Origin of the sequence: Nitrobacter vulgaris (genome assembly GCF_002028545.1) — a bacterium.
Classification (GTDB): domain Bacteria; phylum Pseudomonadota; class Alphaproteobacteria; order Rhizobiales; family Xanthobacteraceae; genus Nitrobacter; species Nitrobacter vulgaris.
On record NZ_MWPQ01000006.1, the window covers coordinates 1 to 16488 of the forward strand.

General features: G+C 60.6%; 18 protein-coding genes and 1 tRNA gene. 12 read left to right on the forward strand and 7 right to left on the reverse strand.

Annotated elements, in window-relative coordinates; translation table 11 throughout:
• Both B2M20_RS20080 and B2M20_RS02605 read left to right on the forward strand, forming a co-directional pair.
• On the forward strand, window positions 1-340 hold a 340-nt coding region (locus B2M20_RS20080; protein WP_476638867.1), incomplete at its 5' end, for a cupin domain-containing protein.
• 96 nt (window positions 341-436) lie between these two features.
• The gene (locus B2M20_RS02605) at window positions 437-841 is read left to right on the forward strand and encodes a DUF3597 domain-containing protein (protein WP_079445615.1); all 405 of its coding nucleotides are present in this window, start codon (window positions 437-439) and stop codon (window positions 839-841) included.
• A gap of 893 nt (window positions 842-1734) precedes the next feature.
• Here B2M20_RS02605 and B2M20_RS02615 read toward each other — a convergent pair.
• A complete protein-coding gene (locus B2M20_RS02615; protein ID WP_079445549.1) occupies window positions 1735-2181 on the reverse strand; it encodes a hypothetical protein in 447 nt (148 codons plus the stop codon).
• Window positions 2182-2510: 329 nt separating this feature from the next.
• Window positions 2511-2726, reverse strand: a complete 216-nt coding sequence (locus B2M20_RS18890; RefSeq protein ID WP_139372816.1) for a hypothetical protein — start codon at window positions 2724-2726, stop codon at window positions 2511-2513.
• Here B2M20_RS18890 and B2M20_RS02625 point away from each other — a divergent pair.
• The 3 genes from B2M20_RS02625 (at window position 2708) to B2M20_RS02635 (ending at window position 4469) form a co-directional block, all read left to right on the forward strand.
• Window positions 2708-3088, forward strand: coding sequence for a hypothetical protein (locus B2M20_RS02625; RefSeq protein WP_079445551.1), 381 nt, complete (start codon window positions 2708-2710; stop codon window positions 3086-3088). The two genes, B2M20_RS18890 and B2M20_RS02625, sit on opposite strands and share 19 nt — an antisense overlap.
• A gap of 420 nt (window positions 3089-3508) precedes the next feature.
• A complete protein-coding gene (locus B2M20_RS02630) occupies window positions 3509-3934 on the forward strand; it encodes a VOC family protein (RefSeq protein ID WP_079445552.1) in 426 nt (141 codons plus the stop codon).
• A gap of 340 nt (window positions 3935-4274) precedes the next feature.
• Window positions 4275-4469: a hypothetical protein gene (locus B2M20_RS02635; RefSeq protein WP_079445553.1), complete on the forward strand. Its 195-nt coding sequence runs from the start codon at window positions 4275-4277 to the stop codon at window positions 4467-4469.
• A 206-nt stretch (window positions 4470-4675) separates the two neighbouring features.
• Here B2M20_RS02635 and B2M20_RS20840 read toward each other — a convergent pair whose 3' ends face one another.
• The 3 genes from B2M20_RS20840 to B2M20_RS02645 form a co-directional block, all read right to left on the reverse strand.
• Window positions 4676-4861 carry a competence protein CoiA family protein gene (locus B2M20_RS20840; RefSeq protein ID WP_445376076.1) on the reverse strand — a complete coding sequence of 62 codons (186 nt, stop codon included), beginning with the start codon at window positions 4859-4861 and terminating at the stop codon, window positions 4676-4678.
• A 503-nt stretch (window positions 4862-5364) separates the two neighbouring features.
• Window positions 5365-5454 (reverse strand) — tRNA-Ser (locus B2M20_RS02640).
• 384 nt (window positions 5455-5838) lie between these two features.
• Complete coding sequence (locus tag B2M20_RS02645) at window positions 5839-6966, reverse strand: ROK family protein (protein ID WP_079445554.1); 1128 nt, start codon at window positions 6964-6966, stop codon at window positions 5839-5841.
• Between the two features lie 359 nt (window positions 6967-7325).
• Here B2M20_RS02645 and B2M20_RS02650 point away from each other — a divergent pair, with 359 nt between their 5' ends.
• The 7 genes from B2M20_RS02650 to proB all read left to right on the forward strand — a co-directional run bounded on the left by B2M20_RS02650 (window position 7326) and on the right by proB (window position 15503).
• Window positions 7326-10118 (forward strand): hypothetical protein, encoded by a 2793-nt coding sequence (locus tag B2M20_RS02650; RefSeq protein ID WP_079445555.1) that lies wholly within the window; start codon window positions 7326-7328, stop codon window positions 10116-10118.
• Between the two features lie 68 nt (window positions 10119-10186).
• Window positions 10187-11077, forward strand: coding sequence for a hypothetical protein (locus tag B2M20_RS02655; protein WP_210189116.1), 891 nt, complete (start codon window positions 10187-10189; stop codon window positions 11075-11077).
• 283 nt (window positions 11078-11360) lie between these two features.
• Entirely contained in the window at window positions 11361-11891 is a 531-nt protein-coding gene (gene rplU / locus B2M20_RS02660; RefSeq protein WP_079445557.1) for a 50S ribosomal protein L21, read from the forward strand.
• Between the two features lie 85 nt (window positions 11892-11976).
• On the forward strand, window positions 11977-12249 hold the full coding sequence (gene rpmA / locus B2M20_RS02665; RefSeq protein WP_079445558.1) for a 50S ribosomal protein L27: 273 nt from the start codon (window positions 11977-11979) through the stop codon (window positions 12247-12249).
• Between the two features lie 138 nt (window positions 12250-12387).
• Window positions 12388-12990: a GNAT family N-acetyltransferase gene (locus B2M20_RS02670; RefSeq protein ID WP_079445559.1), complete on the forward strand. Its 603-nt coding sequence runs from the start codon at window positions 12388-12390 to the stop codon at window positions 12988-12990.
• A 190-nt stretch (window positions 12991-13180) separates the two neighbouring features.
• A complete protein-coding gene (gene obgE / locus B2M20_RS02675) occupies window positions 13181-14257 on the forward strand; it encodes a GTPase ObgE (protein ID WP_079445560.1) in 1077 nt (358 codons plus the stop codon).
• Between the two features lie 106 nt (window positions 14258-14363).
• A complete protein-coding gene (gene proB / locus B2M20_RS02680) occupies window positions 14364-15503 on the forward strand; it encodes a glutamate 5-kinase (RefSeq protein ID WP_079445561.1) in 1140 nt (379 codons plus the stop codon).
• 99 nt (window positions 15504-15602) lie between these two features.
• On the opposite strand, the gene B2M20_RS02685 is transcribed toward proB, so the two are convergent.
• Entirely contained in the window at window positions 15603-16037 is a 435-nt protein-coding gene (locus B2M20_RS02685; protein WP_079445562.1) for a hypothetical protein, read from the reverse strand.
• Window positions 16034-16294 (reverse strand): hypothetical protein, encoded by a 261-nt coding sequence (locus tag B2M20_RS19940; RefSeq protein WP_139372818.1) that lies wholly within the window; start codon window positions 16292-16294, stop codon window positions 16034-16036. Before B2M20_RS19940 ends, B2M20_RS02685 begins: the two co-directional genes overlap by 4 nt.
• Between the last annotated feature and the right edge of the window lie 194 nt (window positions 16295-16488).

The following is a 16488-nucleotide window of genomic DNA, read 5'->3' on the forward strand; positions in this document are numbered from 1 at the left end:
GCTGTGGGATCGGTGTCTCGGCATGGGCTTTTCTCCAAAAGCCCGGCCACCCGGTCAATCCAACTCTGCTTACCCGTCCAGCACCAGGGGCCCACTCCAATACGGGGTCAAATTTGCGAGCCGATTGACACTCCAGTCAGGCATGTGCGCTGGCTTTCCGGCTAAGGGTCTTGCGCATCATCTGATCAATCGTACGGGATCCGATGTCGTGTATCTGGAGATCGGTGACCGCTCACCTGGGGATTCCGCTACCTATCCAAACGACGATCTTGAGGCAGTGCTGGATTCGACGGGAGCTTGGCAATTCCTGCATAAGGATGGAAAGCCCTACACTGATTGAAGCCAATCTCAGGGCGGCGGAATGGGATGGAACGAACCTGATCGGGCGCGTTATCTCGAGGTTGAATTGTTCCTCGCGGCCGAACGGAGCCTCACAATGAGCATATTTGGAAAGATCATGGGTGCTATCTTCGGCAGCCACGCCGAAGCTGCGACACCGACATCAAAACCCGAGACAGGCGGCGGGTCTGCTGCGACCCCGGCCACCTCTACCTCAAATGGAACGGCCGCCGGCAGCACTGTTGACGTTGCAGCCATTCTCGACAAGGCTGTAGCGAAGAAAAACGAACAGCTGGCCTGGCGAACTTCGATCGTTGATCTCATGAAGGCTCTCGACGTCGACTCCAGCCTAGAATCTCGCAAGGAGCTGGCGAAGGATCTGGGCTTTCCCGGCGACATGAATGACTCCGGGACAATGAACATTTGGCTGCATAAGCAAATGATGGCACAGCTGGCAGCTAACGGCGGCAAATTACCGCCTGATCTCACCCGCGCAGCTTAGCGGGAGGTTCGCTTCGATTCATGCCAGCAGGAGTTCGACAAGTGGCGATTGGTACTGTGAAGTGGGGCCACATATCCCTATCTCAAACGCTCAATTCTATCGGCATACGACGCGGGGGTTAATCCGGGGGGTTATATTTTAATCAATATTCTTTAATGTTTTCAATCTGATATGGCGGAGAGAGTGGGATTCGAACCGTCATCCTCGTAAGCGCCTGAAAAGTAATGACTTCTTCGACCGCGACATTGGCTTTGTGTACCAATGCGATGTAAACGGCCTTCCGAAACCTTGTCAACAATTGCGGAATCAGGCCGAGGGTTGACGACGGAAACGCGCGCCTACGCTTGTTCACCGTCCGGCCCCGTAGGGCGGGACGTCGAGCGGAGGGGCCTTGCGCGCGTTTCCGACGTCACCGCGCGACGGGGCCCCCGGTTCTATGCGGGAGGACGGTGGACGCGCAGCGTCCAGGCGCGGGACCCGTGGCCCGCGTCGTGCCGTCCGAAGCATCGAACTGGGGTGAGTGCGGGGAACCCCGGCCGAAACTTATTCTCACAGGGAACATTATTCCGGACGCCTAGGAATCAAATCTCGTCGGCGACTACCGGAGAGAATGTTTCCTGCCGTTCCGGGAGGCCGACGTCCGATAACTGACAAATCCGCTACGCCGCAACCGCCCGCAGCCATTCCGCGGAATGAAGATTTCGGTAATTTAGCACCGTTTTCTAAGATTGTGGCAAGCCTCTGCCGTTTCCCGGAACGTCATTTCGCTGTTTTGATACCGTTTTTCGAGTTTCCAATGAAGGTGTTCCAAAAATAGACAGGTTTAAACGCGCATTGGATGGGGTCGGCGGGGCGGCTGGGATGATTGCCCACGGGAGAAAGACCCCCGTCGTTCAACGCGGCAGGAGGCTGCGGGGGCCGTCTCCGCGTGCTGCGGGCCATCCGTCGAGCGGTCCCGGCGTATCCGGAATGACGGCAGCCGTCGCGCCCGTGACTGCTGCCATGAGGTGTTGCCCCGCAGCAGTCCAGTCGCGGAGGCAACGCTTGGAGTGCTCCCGGACGGCGGCGGCAAGGGACGGCCAGTCGTCTCCGGAGACAGTCAGGAAAAACATCCGCAAGGCGAGGTCGTCGGCAACTGCGGTCTGGTGGCCCATGACGTCGCACCACGGCTGTCCGGCTTTCCGGATACGGCGCCAATGCTCATGGCGCCGGGCCGCCGTCTCGTCTGTGCGAATCCAGGCCGCGAGGTCTGGCGCGTAGTAAGCCCACTCATGGCGCGGCGTCCGGCCGCTGGCACGGTCGATCACGTAGCGCCGGAGGATGTGCGGAGCGACCGTCATCGAATGTCGAATCCATTAGCATCGCGGTCGGGATGGCGCGGCCGAGGTGGCGAGAAACGCTCTCCACGGCGCTCGAATTCGGCAGGCTCGTCATTGCCGAGGCTGCGGAATCGATCCAGCTCCGGGATGATGTACGCCACGCCCTGCGCCGACAGATGTTTCCGTTGGTCGTCGTCAAGGTGCGAAATCACGAAAGCCTGGAGCGGCTTCGGAAGGCGGTTCAAAGCTTCAAGATCGCCACCCGCAGCGGTCTTGACGTCGGCGGCGACGGCAGACCGTGCCGACGTAATCGTTCGCGTGGTCGTCGCGACGGCTTCGTGTTCGCGTTTTCAAGCAGCTTGTGCGGAAGCGGACGGTTCGCAATTCTGAATCTCGACGCCTGCGCGCTGCGCGGCGATCCATAGACGGTCCTGCTCATGCTGGGTCCAGTCGCCGTCGAGATAGACTTTGCCGTCCCATGCATCACGCGCTTTAACGACCGTGGCCGCGATCGCTTCATCAGTCAAGGCGGGTCCGCCGGTGCCGCGTGTGGCGCCTGCGATCATGCGGCGACATCCACCGCTCGAAGGCGGTCAACGATGCGAACAAGGTCGGCTTGCGTGGCGCGGATATCCTGGAGAACGGATTCGGCAGCGGCATGTCCCGGAGCGCGCCCGATCTCGCGAAGAGCCTTCGCGATCTGAACCGTTGCACCGGTGAGCTTGCCGACTTCACCGACAAGGCGGGCCACGGCGGCGACGGACGTACCGCAGGAAGTCCTGCACGATCCGGAAGGGCTTTGATGATCGCGGTGCGGGCGAAACCTGAAACCGACGTCTCGGCCGATGCGGCCGCAGCGGTGAGTGCTGCGGATGTCGCGGGATCGAGACGGACGGACAGGATTGAAGGCATGGCACCAACTCAGTGAAACGATGTCACTGAGGATGAGTCCACCGGCGGCTTTGAACAAGCCATGCTATCTTACGATGTGCGCGAGCCGGACAAGCCATGGTGTGTGACGTCGGCTTGAATAACGCACAACCCATGTTGTCATACGGCGGCAACGCAAACGGCTGCGGGAAGCCGTTTGGTGGGGGTTAAGGGGGAGGTTTCCTCCCGCCTCACCAGCTTGGGGTCAGGAGCGAAGCGTATGACACCATGGCTGGCTTTCTCAGATTCCGCTCACTCAAAACGACTGCACAAGCCATGTTGGCGAATTCGTCGAGCAATGACACGACAAGCGGTCACGAAGGGGCTGAAAACCGCAACGTCGTGTCAACAATGAGGGACTGAGGACGTCGAATCAGGCGTATCCTGACCGACAGGATTCTGACGATGGAGGCACGACATGGACTTGGGATTGACCCTATTTGTTGAGTTGGAACGGCTGCGGGACGCGGCGGATTTCTATAGGGCCGCATTCGGCGCCGAGCAGGTGGCCACGCATAACGAGGATGGCCGTCTCTCGGCCGTGGAGATGCGCCTTGGCGGCTCGACATTTAACGTGTGTGGGGCAAACCCGAAGCGAGAACAGGAACCGCAGCGCGGCGGTCCCTTCTTTCCGAAGGCCGCCGGCGCGGTGAATGCAATCGTGAACCTAACCGTTCCGGATTTGGATGCAGCAGTTCGTTCTGCGATTGCCGCCGGTGCAACGGTCCGAAATGGAATCGAGACTGACACCGCCGGTCGGCGGGTGGCGGCCCTTTTCGATCCGGATGGCCATATCTGGGGGCTCGTCGAACGGCAGACAGTAACGACGGCGATTGCCGCTTGAAGCGACAAGAAAAGGCCCCGAAAAAACTCGGGGCCTTGTTCATTGGGTGTCGCGGCGCTTATCCTCGCTATTTTCCGGACGTCTTATGCGGCTGCGTTGCAGGCGCTCAATATGCCGCCCGTTGAGTCCAAGGGAACGAAGCTCACCAGCCGCCCAAAGCTTTCCGGGAGCGGCGGGCCGAGGTCGATTTTGGCGTACTACGCGGCTCTCTGGCAGACTTCGCGAAGTGAATACGTTCGTTTTCCATGCCTGCAGTCATAGACTCACCCCAGCAACAAGGACAGGACACCACTAACCTACCGGTCATGATCGAGTACATCGCCACGAATTACCGGCTGACATGCAGGTCATACTGGCCGTGGAAGCGCCGACGACGTTCCGTTTCGATAAAGTGATCGAACTCGATGAGGCCTATCATCTCCTGAAAGCAGACCAGTACAGCCAGATCTATGAGTTTATGCGGCCATTCACGGACGCCATGTACAATAGTTTGCTTGGTAGTGATGACCCGAGCGATGAGGAGCCAGCTTCGTAAGCGGTATATCCCTGAGGAGACAGCTGCTATGGGAGAAGTATAGTCGAGCGTACTATGCTGCCCCTCGAAAGCCACACGATTGGCCTACCCGACGGCAGCAGCACGTCTGAGCGGGGATCGCCGGCGATCGACAAAACCTCCGCCTCGACGTCGCACGATAGGCTGCGCGCGATAGGCGGTGGCCAAGTTCCTTGGCCCGTGATGTTTCATGCGCGGCATAGCTGCAGACCGCCCGGCCGATGCCCGAAATACGGCCGCCAAATGCGTCCCTTCGCTAGGGTCACCGGCTCGCCGCAGCCTGGGCAGGCATAGGCTGGCCCCTTGGCTGCCTGCGCCGCTTCGATCCGAGTGTTGAAGATGGCACGGTCTGAGGGCAGTAAGCTCTTGGCGATTCACAGCTGTGAAGGCAAGGCTAAGCCAAGTGCGCTGTGGGTGTGGTGCTTGAGCGGCGGTAACTTGGTTCCATCGCGCTCTTGCGCTTTATAAGAGGTCCGCTGGATCGGGTCCTCGAATAGGTAAGGCTAAAGGCGGTAACGAGGTAAGCGATGTCGCCGAAGATGCGCCGCTTGAGGAGTTCGCCGCGCTGGAAGCGTGGTGAGTCGTTCGATCATCTCGATGACATCTCGTGCCGCGCGCCGCCGGGCTGGGGATGACCTGGTTAACCCGGAGTGAAGCTCGCGAGAACAATGCAGCATGTGCCTCGGATCGCGGTTGCGTTGATACCGGGTCGGGACCGTAGTTCTCAACCGTAGTATGGTCAAATAATTTGCATCGTGGTGAGGTGGGGCGGCGAGGTTCAGGATGAAGAACCTACCAGATCGATTGCAGGCGATGGGGGTATATCCGGGGGTCATATCTGAAAAATCCAAAAATATCGTTATTTTTCAATGCGATATGGCGGAGAGGGAGGGATTCGAACCCCCGATAGGCTTGCACCTATGCCGCATTTCGAGTGCGGTGCATTCGACCACTCTGCCACCTCTCCAGGGGCCGCCCGGGCGGACGGGGCCGCGTTTAGCGCGTTTTCAGGCGAAGTGGAAACGGGTTCGCGCGAAGAACGCGCGCATTGATACATTGCCGCGGGATCAAATGCAAAATCGAACCGGCGGCGAGGTTCGCCATGGAAGCCGCGGAAAAACTGAGGCCATCGGTGCCTCGTTGTGGCCGAGTGGTGGGACCGCCGGACGCGATAATAACCGGCGGTCCCGTGCCGCGTCATTAAATCGTGGCCGGAAGTGCGGCTTCGCGGACCACCTGCGCGACCATCCGACCGTAGCGGTCTTTGCGCAACCGGCAACGCGATCCGGATTTTAACCTCACCAATCAAGGTTACTTTGTTGTGAAAGGAGATCAGTGTTGTGAAAGGAGATCAGTCCTTGGCTTTCCTGTCTTTCTTATCTTTGTCCTTTCCGTCCTCGAGATTCTTTTCTTTCTTGTTCTCTTTCCTGCGATTGGTGTAGCGCGCGTTGCCAAGGCCGGTACCGATGGTCAATACGCCCCAGCGTTTGACATCCTGCATGTAGGGCGTTTCGCTCAGACCTTGCACCACGCCGTCGTTATGCATGAGCACGGTAGTGTCGTGACCGCCGATCTCCGGAATGGCCTCGATCAGCAAACCCGGCAGGTTGAACCTGCTGCTCTCCCAGTTCCCCGGAAGATTCTGCGCGCCTTTCTCGATCGATCCGTCCTCCTCGATTACGCCCGGACAGGAAATGCCGATGAAAGGCGCGAGCTTTAGCCCCTGTTTTTCCGCCTGCGAAATGAGGTCCTTCAGCATCTTCGCAAGTCTCTTCACCGCGCTCTCGCGGGTCGGCTCGTCGTCGGCATGGCGCCACAGCTCGGACTTCCACACCCCGGCCTTGGACAGGTCGGCAGCCTTCTTCCATTTCGTTTCAACCACTCCGCAGCGGATGTTTGTCCCGCCGATATCAACCGCCAGAATGCTGTCGAACGCCTCGAAGATCCAGGAGGGCGCCAGATGCAGGCAGCCGATCAGCCCGGCTTCGTCGGGATCGAAGCGAATCGGAATCAGGTGGATTTTGTGACCCTCGCTTTTCAGCAACAGGTCGGCGCGAGCGATCGCGATCTCGCCGACACGGCTTTTGCGAAAGCCGCCGCCGACCACGATGCATTCGGTGTCAGTCCAAGCCTTGGTCTTGAGGAAGCGCCCGGTCACATAGGCCAGTTCCTGCGCGAATTCCTCGATCGCGCCGTGCACCAGCGCCGCAGCCTCGATGTCATCGCCGACCAGCGTCTGATCGAGCGATCCTTTGCCGATCTCGGCGGAGGGGGTCTTGCCGAGAGGATCGTCGCCGTTTTTCTTCAGCGGTTTGCGCAGGTCGTCGAGAATTTTCCGGAAAGCCCCCCTACAGGCGCGGTCACCGAGAAAACCCTCCTCGTCCTTTAACTCGATGTTGTAGCTGTCGACGTCCACGGATGGCAGCCGCAGAACACCGTGCTTGCCGATGCCTGCGGTGCTTGCATTGCCTTCGGCCATTGCGCCCCTGCTGTTGTTGGTATTCCCGGAACACAACGGCGTGGGAACCGGATGGTTGCAACGGCCCGGTCAAATCGTCGCAGCGCCGTCCGCTCGGCGCGGCCGATTCCACGGGTACATCGATCGAATCCCACTGGAATCAGCGGGCTATGCACCCCCAACGCAGCGCGCCGCCCGGCCGGACAATCGGAGCATTGACCTTCCAGTTAACACCCGCGATACCGCTGTCTGGCGCCGCGAAAGGTTTGATGCTTACGTTCGGCGCAGACTGCAAGCCATTATTCAGACCCAGTTTTTCACGCCGCGTCGTTTCCGACCTATCAGGGCAATTCATTGTGGGATTTTCTTACCGGAGCTGCTTGCTCGTAGCCGCCTGCACATTCGGATTCGCCGGTTCAGCTCTTGCAGCCGATCTCGCCGGCACCTGGCAAGGCAATTATTCATGCGGCGCAAACCGCAACATTGCCTTCACGCTCGACCTGCAACGGTCGGACACCAAATTCGAAGGCATTTTCCGTTTCGCTGCGCCGGAAGCGCGCGACAAAGGCGGCGCTTACAAAGTCAGCGGCAGCATCGATGCCAAGGGCGGGTTTACTTTCGTGCCGCGCGACTGGATCGAACGCCCTAGCGGCTACACCGCGGTCGGACTGGTCGGACGCCTGCGTGACAATGGCCTGATGATCGAAGGCACTATGCCGGGCTGCGGCGGCATTGGCGACAATTTTACCGCCACGCGCAACACCCCCGCGGCGCCATCGGGTAATGCCGCGGCCGCGAATACGCCCGTCACCAAACCTCAACCGCCCAGCGGCGGCAAGCTTCAGGGACAATGGCGAGGCACCATAACGTGCACCGCGAAGCGGCGCGAACCCGAGACGCACGACGCGCAGGCCGACATCGTTCAGGACGGCGACCAACTGGCTGCGATATTTCGATTTAAAACACTGAACAAGGCACGCCCCGGCGTTGCCGAGACCGCCGAACAGATCGTCGTTACCACCGGTCACGCAGACGGCAGCCAGGTGAAATTTGACGCCGGTTTGGTAGTCGAGGGAAATCCGCGGTTTTCTTTCAAGATTGACGACGCGCTGCTCGATCCATCGGGCAAACAGCTGGCCGGCAACGTGACGGCGTCCGACTGTCAACAGATCAAGCTTGAACGACACGGCGAGAGCAAGCCCATCGCGTTCAACGCCAACGTGGCTGGTGTCTGGACCTACGCCGGCCGCAGCCATACCGACCTGACGATGTCGTTTAGCAACGATGACTTCGCCGAATTGTTCGCCTCCATGCCCGACGATCAACCGCCCGCCGCGCGCGACCGGCTGCGGCGCGTGCTGGTGCCGCTTTACGTCAACGATCATCGGACCATTCTCATGGTGGCCGGAACTCGTGAGGCCACCGGAATATTTAGGCCCGAAGGTAGCGGTCCGCAGTATAATGTGCTGTCGCGGGCGCGCGCTTTCATTATATCGACCGTCGGTGACAACCTGTCTCTCGTGCCGGTGTTGAGCACGCGGGATATCTGGGAAGCGCCTGGGGGCGATGCACGGACCTCGCTGCGCAAGCCGCCCAATGAAATGCTGCTGACGCGTGCCGACCCAACCTTGCAGAAACAACTCGACGCGGGGCGAACGCCACCGGTCAAGCTGGCGGATGGCATCGGTGGGCTGCTTGCCGCCGCGCCCTCGCGCCAAGATCAATGCACGGTGTTGCGAAACTGGATCGCGCCATTTGCCGCCAGCACCGACCTCAATCGCATGAGTCTCGATGCCGGCACACGCGTGATCATGGATGCCTTCGCCAATAAAGCATTCGTGCCGGTGTTCGGCCTGCCGTTTGCGGACATGCAGGAGGCGCAACGGCGTTCGATCTGGGAGTTGATGCAAACCCATTGCATCCGCGCCATGAAAATCCAGGCGCTCAACAATCTGGTGATTACTAACCCGTTCTTGAATGAGCGCCACTTCGTCGACATCGCGTCGCTGTTGTCCAACCGCGCCGAGGCGGACAAGTGGTTCGACGAAATGGTCCAGACCGTCGGCCAGCTGCCGCTGGAGCGTCCGGCGCTGGAACGGATTGCCGCGATCGGCAAGGAGGCGGTGAGCCGCTACAACGACGTCGCACCGGCGAGGAAAGCTGCGTTCGAGGACAGCCTCAAGACCAAAACCAATCAGGTGCTTGAGAGCGTTTTCAATCAGGATCTGAAGTCGCTGATCGCCGCCGACGATAGTCTCGCAACATTGAGCAAGCTGTCGGACTTGCTCGGCACCATCGAGAAGTCGTCGCTGCCGCAAGAACGACGGCAAGTTCTTGTGCAGCAAGCGGCGCCGAAGGCGAATGCGATTGCGCAGCCGCTTTACGTCAGGGCGGTCGCTCAGGCCGAGGCAGCACCGCAATCGCTCGATGGACTCGCCGCCATCCGGCGCATCTGGGCCGAACTTGCGCCGGTGTCGCGCATGATGGCGGCGCATTTCACGCCGGACCGTGACGGCTCGTTGCGCGCCGTGTCGGCGCGCGAGCGCACTCTGTTGGACGACACCGCGATCCAGCAGGCGTTCCGGACAGCGATGCTGGCGGTCAAACCGGCGGGCGATCCGGAGACCAGCGTGCGGAACGAAGCGTTGAAATATGTCGACGCCCGGACCATCGACGACGGACCGGGCGCGATCGGGGCTTATCAGACCGCCGTCAACGACGGCGTCGCGCGCGCGGAAATGCGGCTGATCGATTTCAGCGAGGGCAGCGCCCTGGCCGAGCCTGGCGAGCCGACCGCGGAAGACATCTTCCTGCTGGTCAACCAACGGCTGACCAAGGCCAATCAAGCAATTCGCGATCTTGAGCGGCAATGCCTCTCCGGCGGCTACCGCAACGATCCGGTCCTCGGCATCGAGTGCCTGCAAATCCTGGCGCTGACCGGCGGCAAGGGCGGCATGCGGGTGCGCCTGACTGCCTTCAAGAAAATCAGTTGCGCCAAGGATGCCGGTCAGGGCCGCTATCGCTGCCTGTTCTCGGTCTCTCATACCAGCAACAGTCCGGCGATCACCGGGCGGATGGGGCAGCTTTTCTCGGCGCCCGGCGTACAAGACAGTCTCTTCATCCGCAACACCGACGGCTGGACAATGGTCAGCGGAGGCCGCGGTTCCCGATGAGCGAAACTTGGTGCAGCAATAGCGCCGCGCGTCGGATCGCACCGATCCGGTCGCGCCAGAACGTAACAATGAAGCGGCCGACAATGAAGCAGTCAGTGACGATGCGAACTCACGTCGGCACCATGGCGAGCCTGACCTTGGCAATCTTGCTTGCCGCCCCCTCGCACGGAGTCGCGAAACAGCTCGTGCCGGCGCAATTTCAGGGTGTCTGGCAGAACATGGAAGGCAAGACCGGCGTCTGCAAACAGGCCGATTGGGGCACCGCCGCGCAGACCGATACGCATATCCGCATCAGTCCGGAATCCGTCGATTATCACGAAACGCAGTGCCGTTACACGTCGATCCCGGCCTCGAAGGCTGATAGCGGCAGCGGTGCGATCCGGCTGACTCTCGCCTGTCGCGGCGAAGGCGAGACGTGGTCGGCGACCGAAATCTGGCAACTGCAAAAGATCAACGAGCAGTCCATGTTGCTGGTCGCCTCACCGAACAGCAAGCACCCGTACATTTTCGCTTATCAGCAGTGCGTCGCGGCCGGCAATAGTACGGCGCCGTCCGGCAGCGGCGCGTCGTCGCCCGCGAACGCCCCGCCGGCCAAGTCGATTGCCGTCGCCAGCCTGCCCTTGCAGCGCGGATATTATGTCGCCAGCGGCACCTCCTGCGATCAGGCATCCAATGCCACGCTGCAATTGCTTCGCCGCGGCGCCATCGGCGCGGCCCGTACGCTCTGCGAATTCAAGGCGATCGAGCAGACCGGCCCGACCAGCTACCGCGTGCGGGAATCCTGCAGCGAACTCGGCAGCACGACCGCCGCCACGGAGACTGTCAGCTACGAGATCGCAAACGACCGCAGCTTCACGACCCGACGCGCAGACGGCGCCGACTATAACGCCCGCTATTGCGTCCAATCCAGTCTTCCAAGCCCTTGGCGCGATAACGATATTCGCGGGCTCATCAAATAGGCGGCCGTCAGGCCAGCGCGCCGCCGCTCTAGCAGGCCAGAATGGCCGAAAATCCGCCAAATCCGGCATTTTCGCCGGCATTTGCCGGGCGGTTGCCTTGACTCCCTTCGCTGGGCCACTATAAAGCCGCCAACCGGCGCAGGGTGTTTCCCGCGCCGCTTGTTTTTGCGCGGCCGGCAGGCCTTCGCCCCGAGCGCGCGGAAACGATATTAGCCCATGCGACTGAACAAAAAGCCGGCCCGGACCTGTCCGAGGCCGGGATCGAACACGAAGGAATAAAACGATGTTCGCAGTCATCAAAACCGGCGGCCGGCAGTATCGTGTCGTTCCGGATGATGTACTTGAGATTGGCAAGATCGCCGGCGAGGTCGGGACGATCGTGCAGCTTGGCGAGGTTCTGGTGCTGGGCGGCGACACGCCGGTGCTTGGCGCGCCCACCGTGGCAGGCGCCTCGGTTGCGGCGGAGGTGCTGCAGCACAAGCGCGGTCCCAAGGTGATCGCATTCAAGAAGCGTCGTCGGAAGCATTCGAAGCGCAAGCGTGGTTATCGCGACGAAATCACGATGCTGCGCATCACCGAGATTCTGGCTGACGGCAAGGCTCCGACAATCGGGCCGCGCCCGAAGAAGGAAAAGGTCGTCAAGCCTGCCGAAGGCGAGGGTAGCGACGAGGCGCCGAAGGCCGCGACGAAAAAAGCCGATTCTAAAAAGACATCCGCCAAGAAAGCTGCTGCCGAGGCTCCGGCAAAGGAGGCTCCAGCAAAAAAGGCTCCGGCTAAGAAGCCCGCTGCCAAGAAGGCGAAATCCGACGATTAAGAGCAATTAAAAATCTCCGTGAGAGAAAATGAATGATTCTGTCACGGAAATGATCTAGAGATACGGACGAAGTTGGAGACGGGCGATGGCTCACAAAAAGGCAGGCGGTTCTTCGCGGAATGGACGCGATTCGCACGGCAAACGCCTTGGAATCAAGGCGTTCGGCGGCGAGCGCGTGATTCCCGGTAACATCATCGCCCGCCAGAGGGGGACCACCTGGCATCCCGGCCTTAATGTTGGCATGGGCACTGACCATACCCTGTTCGCCAAGGTCGAAGGTCGCGTCGCGTTTCGCGTAAAAGCCGGCGGCCGCACTTTCGTATCGGTCCTCCCGATGACGGAAGTCGCAGCCGAATAGACGGTGGATGACATCACGTCCGCCGGTACCTGTTGAACCGGTGGGGCATTGATGGCTCCAAGGGGGAGGCGGGAAACCGGCCTCCTTTTTTATTTTGCGCTCGCATGAAGGCTTGCGTTCGCATCACGGAGCCCGACCATGCTGCAGGACATGCCCATCCCGACGCCCTTGCTGCGCGATCGGCGGTCGTTCGCGCTTGAGACCGAGCGGTTGACGCTGCGCAAGCCGGCCCATGCGGACGCCAGGGTCATTGCGGCGCTCGCTAACGACCGTCGCATCGCGGAGATGGCGCGCCGTCTGCCACATCCTTATACGCTGGATGACGCGGTTCGCTTCGTCGAAGCCGTCGCGTGTGATAGCCGCGAGATGGTGTTTCTGGTCGAGCACCATCATGTGCCGGTCGGAGTAGCTGGCGTTGATTGGAGTGAACCAGATGCGCCTGAACTCGGCTATTGGTTCGGCGTGGATTATTGGGGCCGGGGCTTCGCCACCGAGGCCGCGCGCGCGGTGATCGACTACGCCTTTGAGGAGTATAACGTCGATCGCATGGTCTCCGGCGCGCGCGTGGTCAATCCGGCCTCGCGCAACGTGCTAGAGAAGTGCGGCTTCCAGTGGACCGGCGTCGAACTGCACCGAATCAGGGCGCTCGGCTCGTCCACACCGATCGATCGTTTCCGCCTGTCCCGCAGCGTATGGTCGTCGCTGAAGCATTGGAATAGTGCCGCTCGTCGCGAACGGTGACATCTGAAAATCTTGGGGAGCGGCATGCCGACGCGTTTTTCTTCACCCGAGCCGGCATCCATCCCCGGGGCAAGCCCGAGGACATGCTTCGCCCGAAACCGCTTCATCTGACGATTTCAGGCAACGGCCGTGATCCGATCACGATGTACGGCCGTTGCCTCGCCAGTCCACCTATCCTACCTAATCGGTTATGAAATTCCTCGATGAAGCCAAGGTCTATATCCGTTCCGGCGATGGCGGTAACGGCTGCGTGGCTTTCCGCCGCGAGAAGTTCATCGAGTTCGGAGGTCCTTCGGGCGGCAATGGCGGACGCGGCGGCGACGTCATCGTCGAGGTCGCCGACGGTCTCAACACGCTGATCGACTACCGCTACCAGCAGCACTTCAAGGCCCCGAAGGGTGCTAACGGCATGGGCTCCGACCGCCACGGCGCCAACGGCAAAGACATCGTGCTCAAGGTGCCGCTCGGGACCCAGATCATCGACGAGGATCGCGAGACGCTGATTCACGATTTTACCCAGCTCGGCGAGCGTTTCGTGCTAGCGGAAGGCGGCAATGGCGGATTCGGCAATGCGCATTTCAAGTCGTCCACTAATCGCGCCCCGCGCAACGCCAATCCCGGCCAGCTAGGGGAGGAGCGCTGGATCTGGCTGCGGCTGAAACTGATTGCGGATGCCGGCCTCGTCGGGCTGCCCAATGCCGGCAAGTCGACGTTTCTCTCCAAGGTCAGCGCAGCGAAGCCGAAGATCGCGGACTATCCGTTCACGACGCTGCATCCGCAACTCGGCGTGGTGAATGCGGATGGCCGCGAATTCGTGCTGGCGGATATTCCCGGCCTGATCGAAGGCGCGCATGAGGGCGCGGGACTCGGCGATCGTTTCCTCGGACATGTCGAGCGCTGCCGCGTGTTGCTGCATCTGGTGGATGCCAGCGGCGATCATGCGGGTCGAGCCTACAAGATCGTGCGCGGGGAAATGGAGGCCTACGCCGGAACGCTTGCCGAGAAGATCGAGATCGTGGCGCTCAACAAGATCGACGCGGTATCGGCTGAGGATTTGAAGAAGCAGCGCGACCGCCTCAAGCGCGCCGCGAAAAAGACACCGCTGCTGGTATCAGGTGTCACGGGCGATGGCGTGCCGGAAGCATTGCGCGCGCTTGTCGAGGTCATCGAGCAAGCGCCCGTCTCGGACAAGGCCAAAGGCGCGGATGCTTCGGTTGCGCAGGCGATAAAAACACCGGTGGCCCGGGCCAAGCCGTGGTCACTCTAGGCGATACCCGCGTAAGCAGGAACGATCCCATCGGTATTCCGCTTTCCTAGCCGCCGCTTTCATGTGATGAAAGCTGCGCTGTCGTTTCGATTGACCGTCGATTGCCATGACCCGCCCGCATCTCAAGAAATTTCGTCGCATCGTCGTCAAGGTCGGCTCGTCCCTTCTGATCGATTCCGCGGCGGGCAAGGTGCGCGCGACGTGGCTGTCGGCGCTGGCTGCCGATATCGCGGCGCTTCATGGCGACGGCTGCGACGTGTTGATCGTCTCGTCCGGCGCGGTCGCACTCGGCCGCAGCAAGCTGAAGTTGCCGCGCGGCCCATTGAAGCTGGAGGAGAGTCAGGCCGCAGCCGCCGTTGGGCAGATCGCACTGGCCCGGATCTGGTCGAAAGTGTTGGGCGATCACGGCATCGGTGCGGGGCAGATTCTGGTGACATTGCAGGACACCGAAGAACGCCGTCGCTATCTCAATGCGCGTTCGACCATCGCAAAGCTGCTCGAGTGGCGCGCGGTGCCGGTCATCAATGAGAACGACACGGTGGCTACCAACGAAATCCGCTACGGCGACAATGATCGCCTTGCCGCGCGGGTCGCCACCATGGCGAGCGCCGATTTGCTGATCCTGTTGTCGGATATCGACGGTCTCTATGACGCGCCGCCTCATCTCAATCCGGAGGCAAAACTGATTCCGGTGGTGAAGAGGGTCACCGCAGACATCGAGGCGATGGCAGGCAGCGCTGCGTCCGAATTGTCACGCGGCGGAATGCGGACCAAGATCGAGGCAGCAAAGATCGCAACAACCGCCGGCACGCACATGCTGATCGCTTCCGGCAAGATCGAACATCCATTGCAGGCCATCATGGATGCTGGTCCCTGCACCTGGTTTCTGACGCGGGCGAATCCGGTCACGGCGCGCAAGCGTTGGATCGCCGGTTCGCTGGAGCCCAAGGGTACGCTGACGATCGATGCCGGCGCGGTCACGGCGCTACGCGCCGGCAAGAGTTTGCTTCCGGCGGGCGTGACCCGGATCGATGGGCATTTCGCGCGGGGCGATGCCGTCATCGTGCGTGGCCCAAATACGCATGAAGTCGGTCGCGGTCTCGTTGCCTACGATGCAGTCGATGCCGACAAGATCAAAGGACGCTCGTCTTCCGACGCCGCGCAGCTTCTGGGGGTCAGCGGCCGCTCCGAAATGATCCATCGCGACGATCTCGTGGTTGGCGGGTTGCGCGGCGAGGCTGATTAGAGTGGCTGTTTAGAAAGGACAGGCTTGATTGAATCGTCAAGCCCGGCTTTATGCCGGGCTATGATGAATCCTAGAGCGTTTTCTGGCTGAGTGGAAACGTTAGCTGACTATGCTGGAGCCAATCATACTGCTGAGGATCGCGTAGATGGTTCCCATGGCCGTGATTCCAAAGGCAGCCGCCGCCATCGGGAGCAATATCTCGGTGGCCGCCTGCTTGGAGCTCTGCTGACTGCCCCAAACCGCAAATTTGCCCGTAATCCAATCTCGGAACGGGACCTCGTTCGGATGCTTGTCGTAGTCCGGCTGATGCCTGTACCACACCAGAAACGACCCGCTGAAACACAGGCCGGCCACCAGAAACAGAACGGTGATGAAGGCCAGCGGAAGTGCGACGAAGCTCTGCCTGTCAAAAAAGACCCATGCCATTAGTACAAACCAGGCAACTAGGCCGGCTGCAATCTTTGGGATGGTAGAGTGAAGCTGAGTATAAGTCTCGTTTGCCGGGTGGTTATGAGCGATTGGTTCTCTGATCATGGGACATTACCTTTCTTTGATGCGCAATGCGGGCTTGACGGTTTTGAGGTGGAGTGGCGAGACGCCATAACCGCGGCAAGGGGACTGGCGCGACCGCATTGAGCTAGCCAGCCGTACAGAAAGAAAACAGCGTCGATCACGGCAGGTTTCAGGGTCACGGAGAGTTGTGTGCTGTTGCTAAGCTGATACTCGGTGTGGTTTTGTTCGCCCTGGATTTCCGTTCGTGCTGCCGGAAAGTACATCGGCAACGCCAGCATCGAATCCTGCTCGGCATTAGCTGATGTTTCAATATTTGATATGACGCGTTATGCGCGAGCACAGCCGTTCGAACGCATCGCTTCACTCGACGGTGACCCATGCTCCTTTCAGAGGCTGTACGCTTTTGCCTCGCGCCTCGCCGGACACGGATTTCTATGCTAGGACGTGACCTCAAGAGAGAACAAACAGCGGG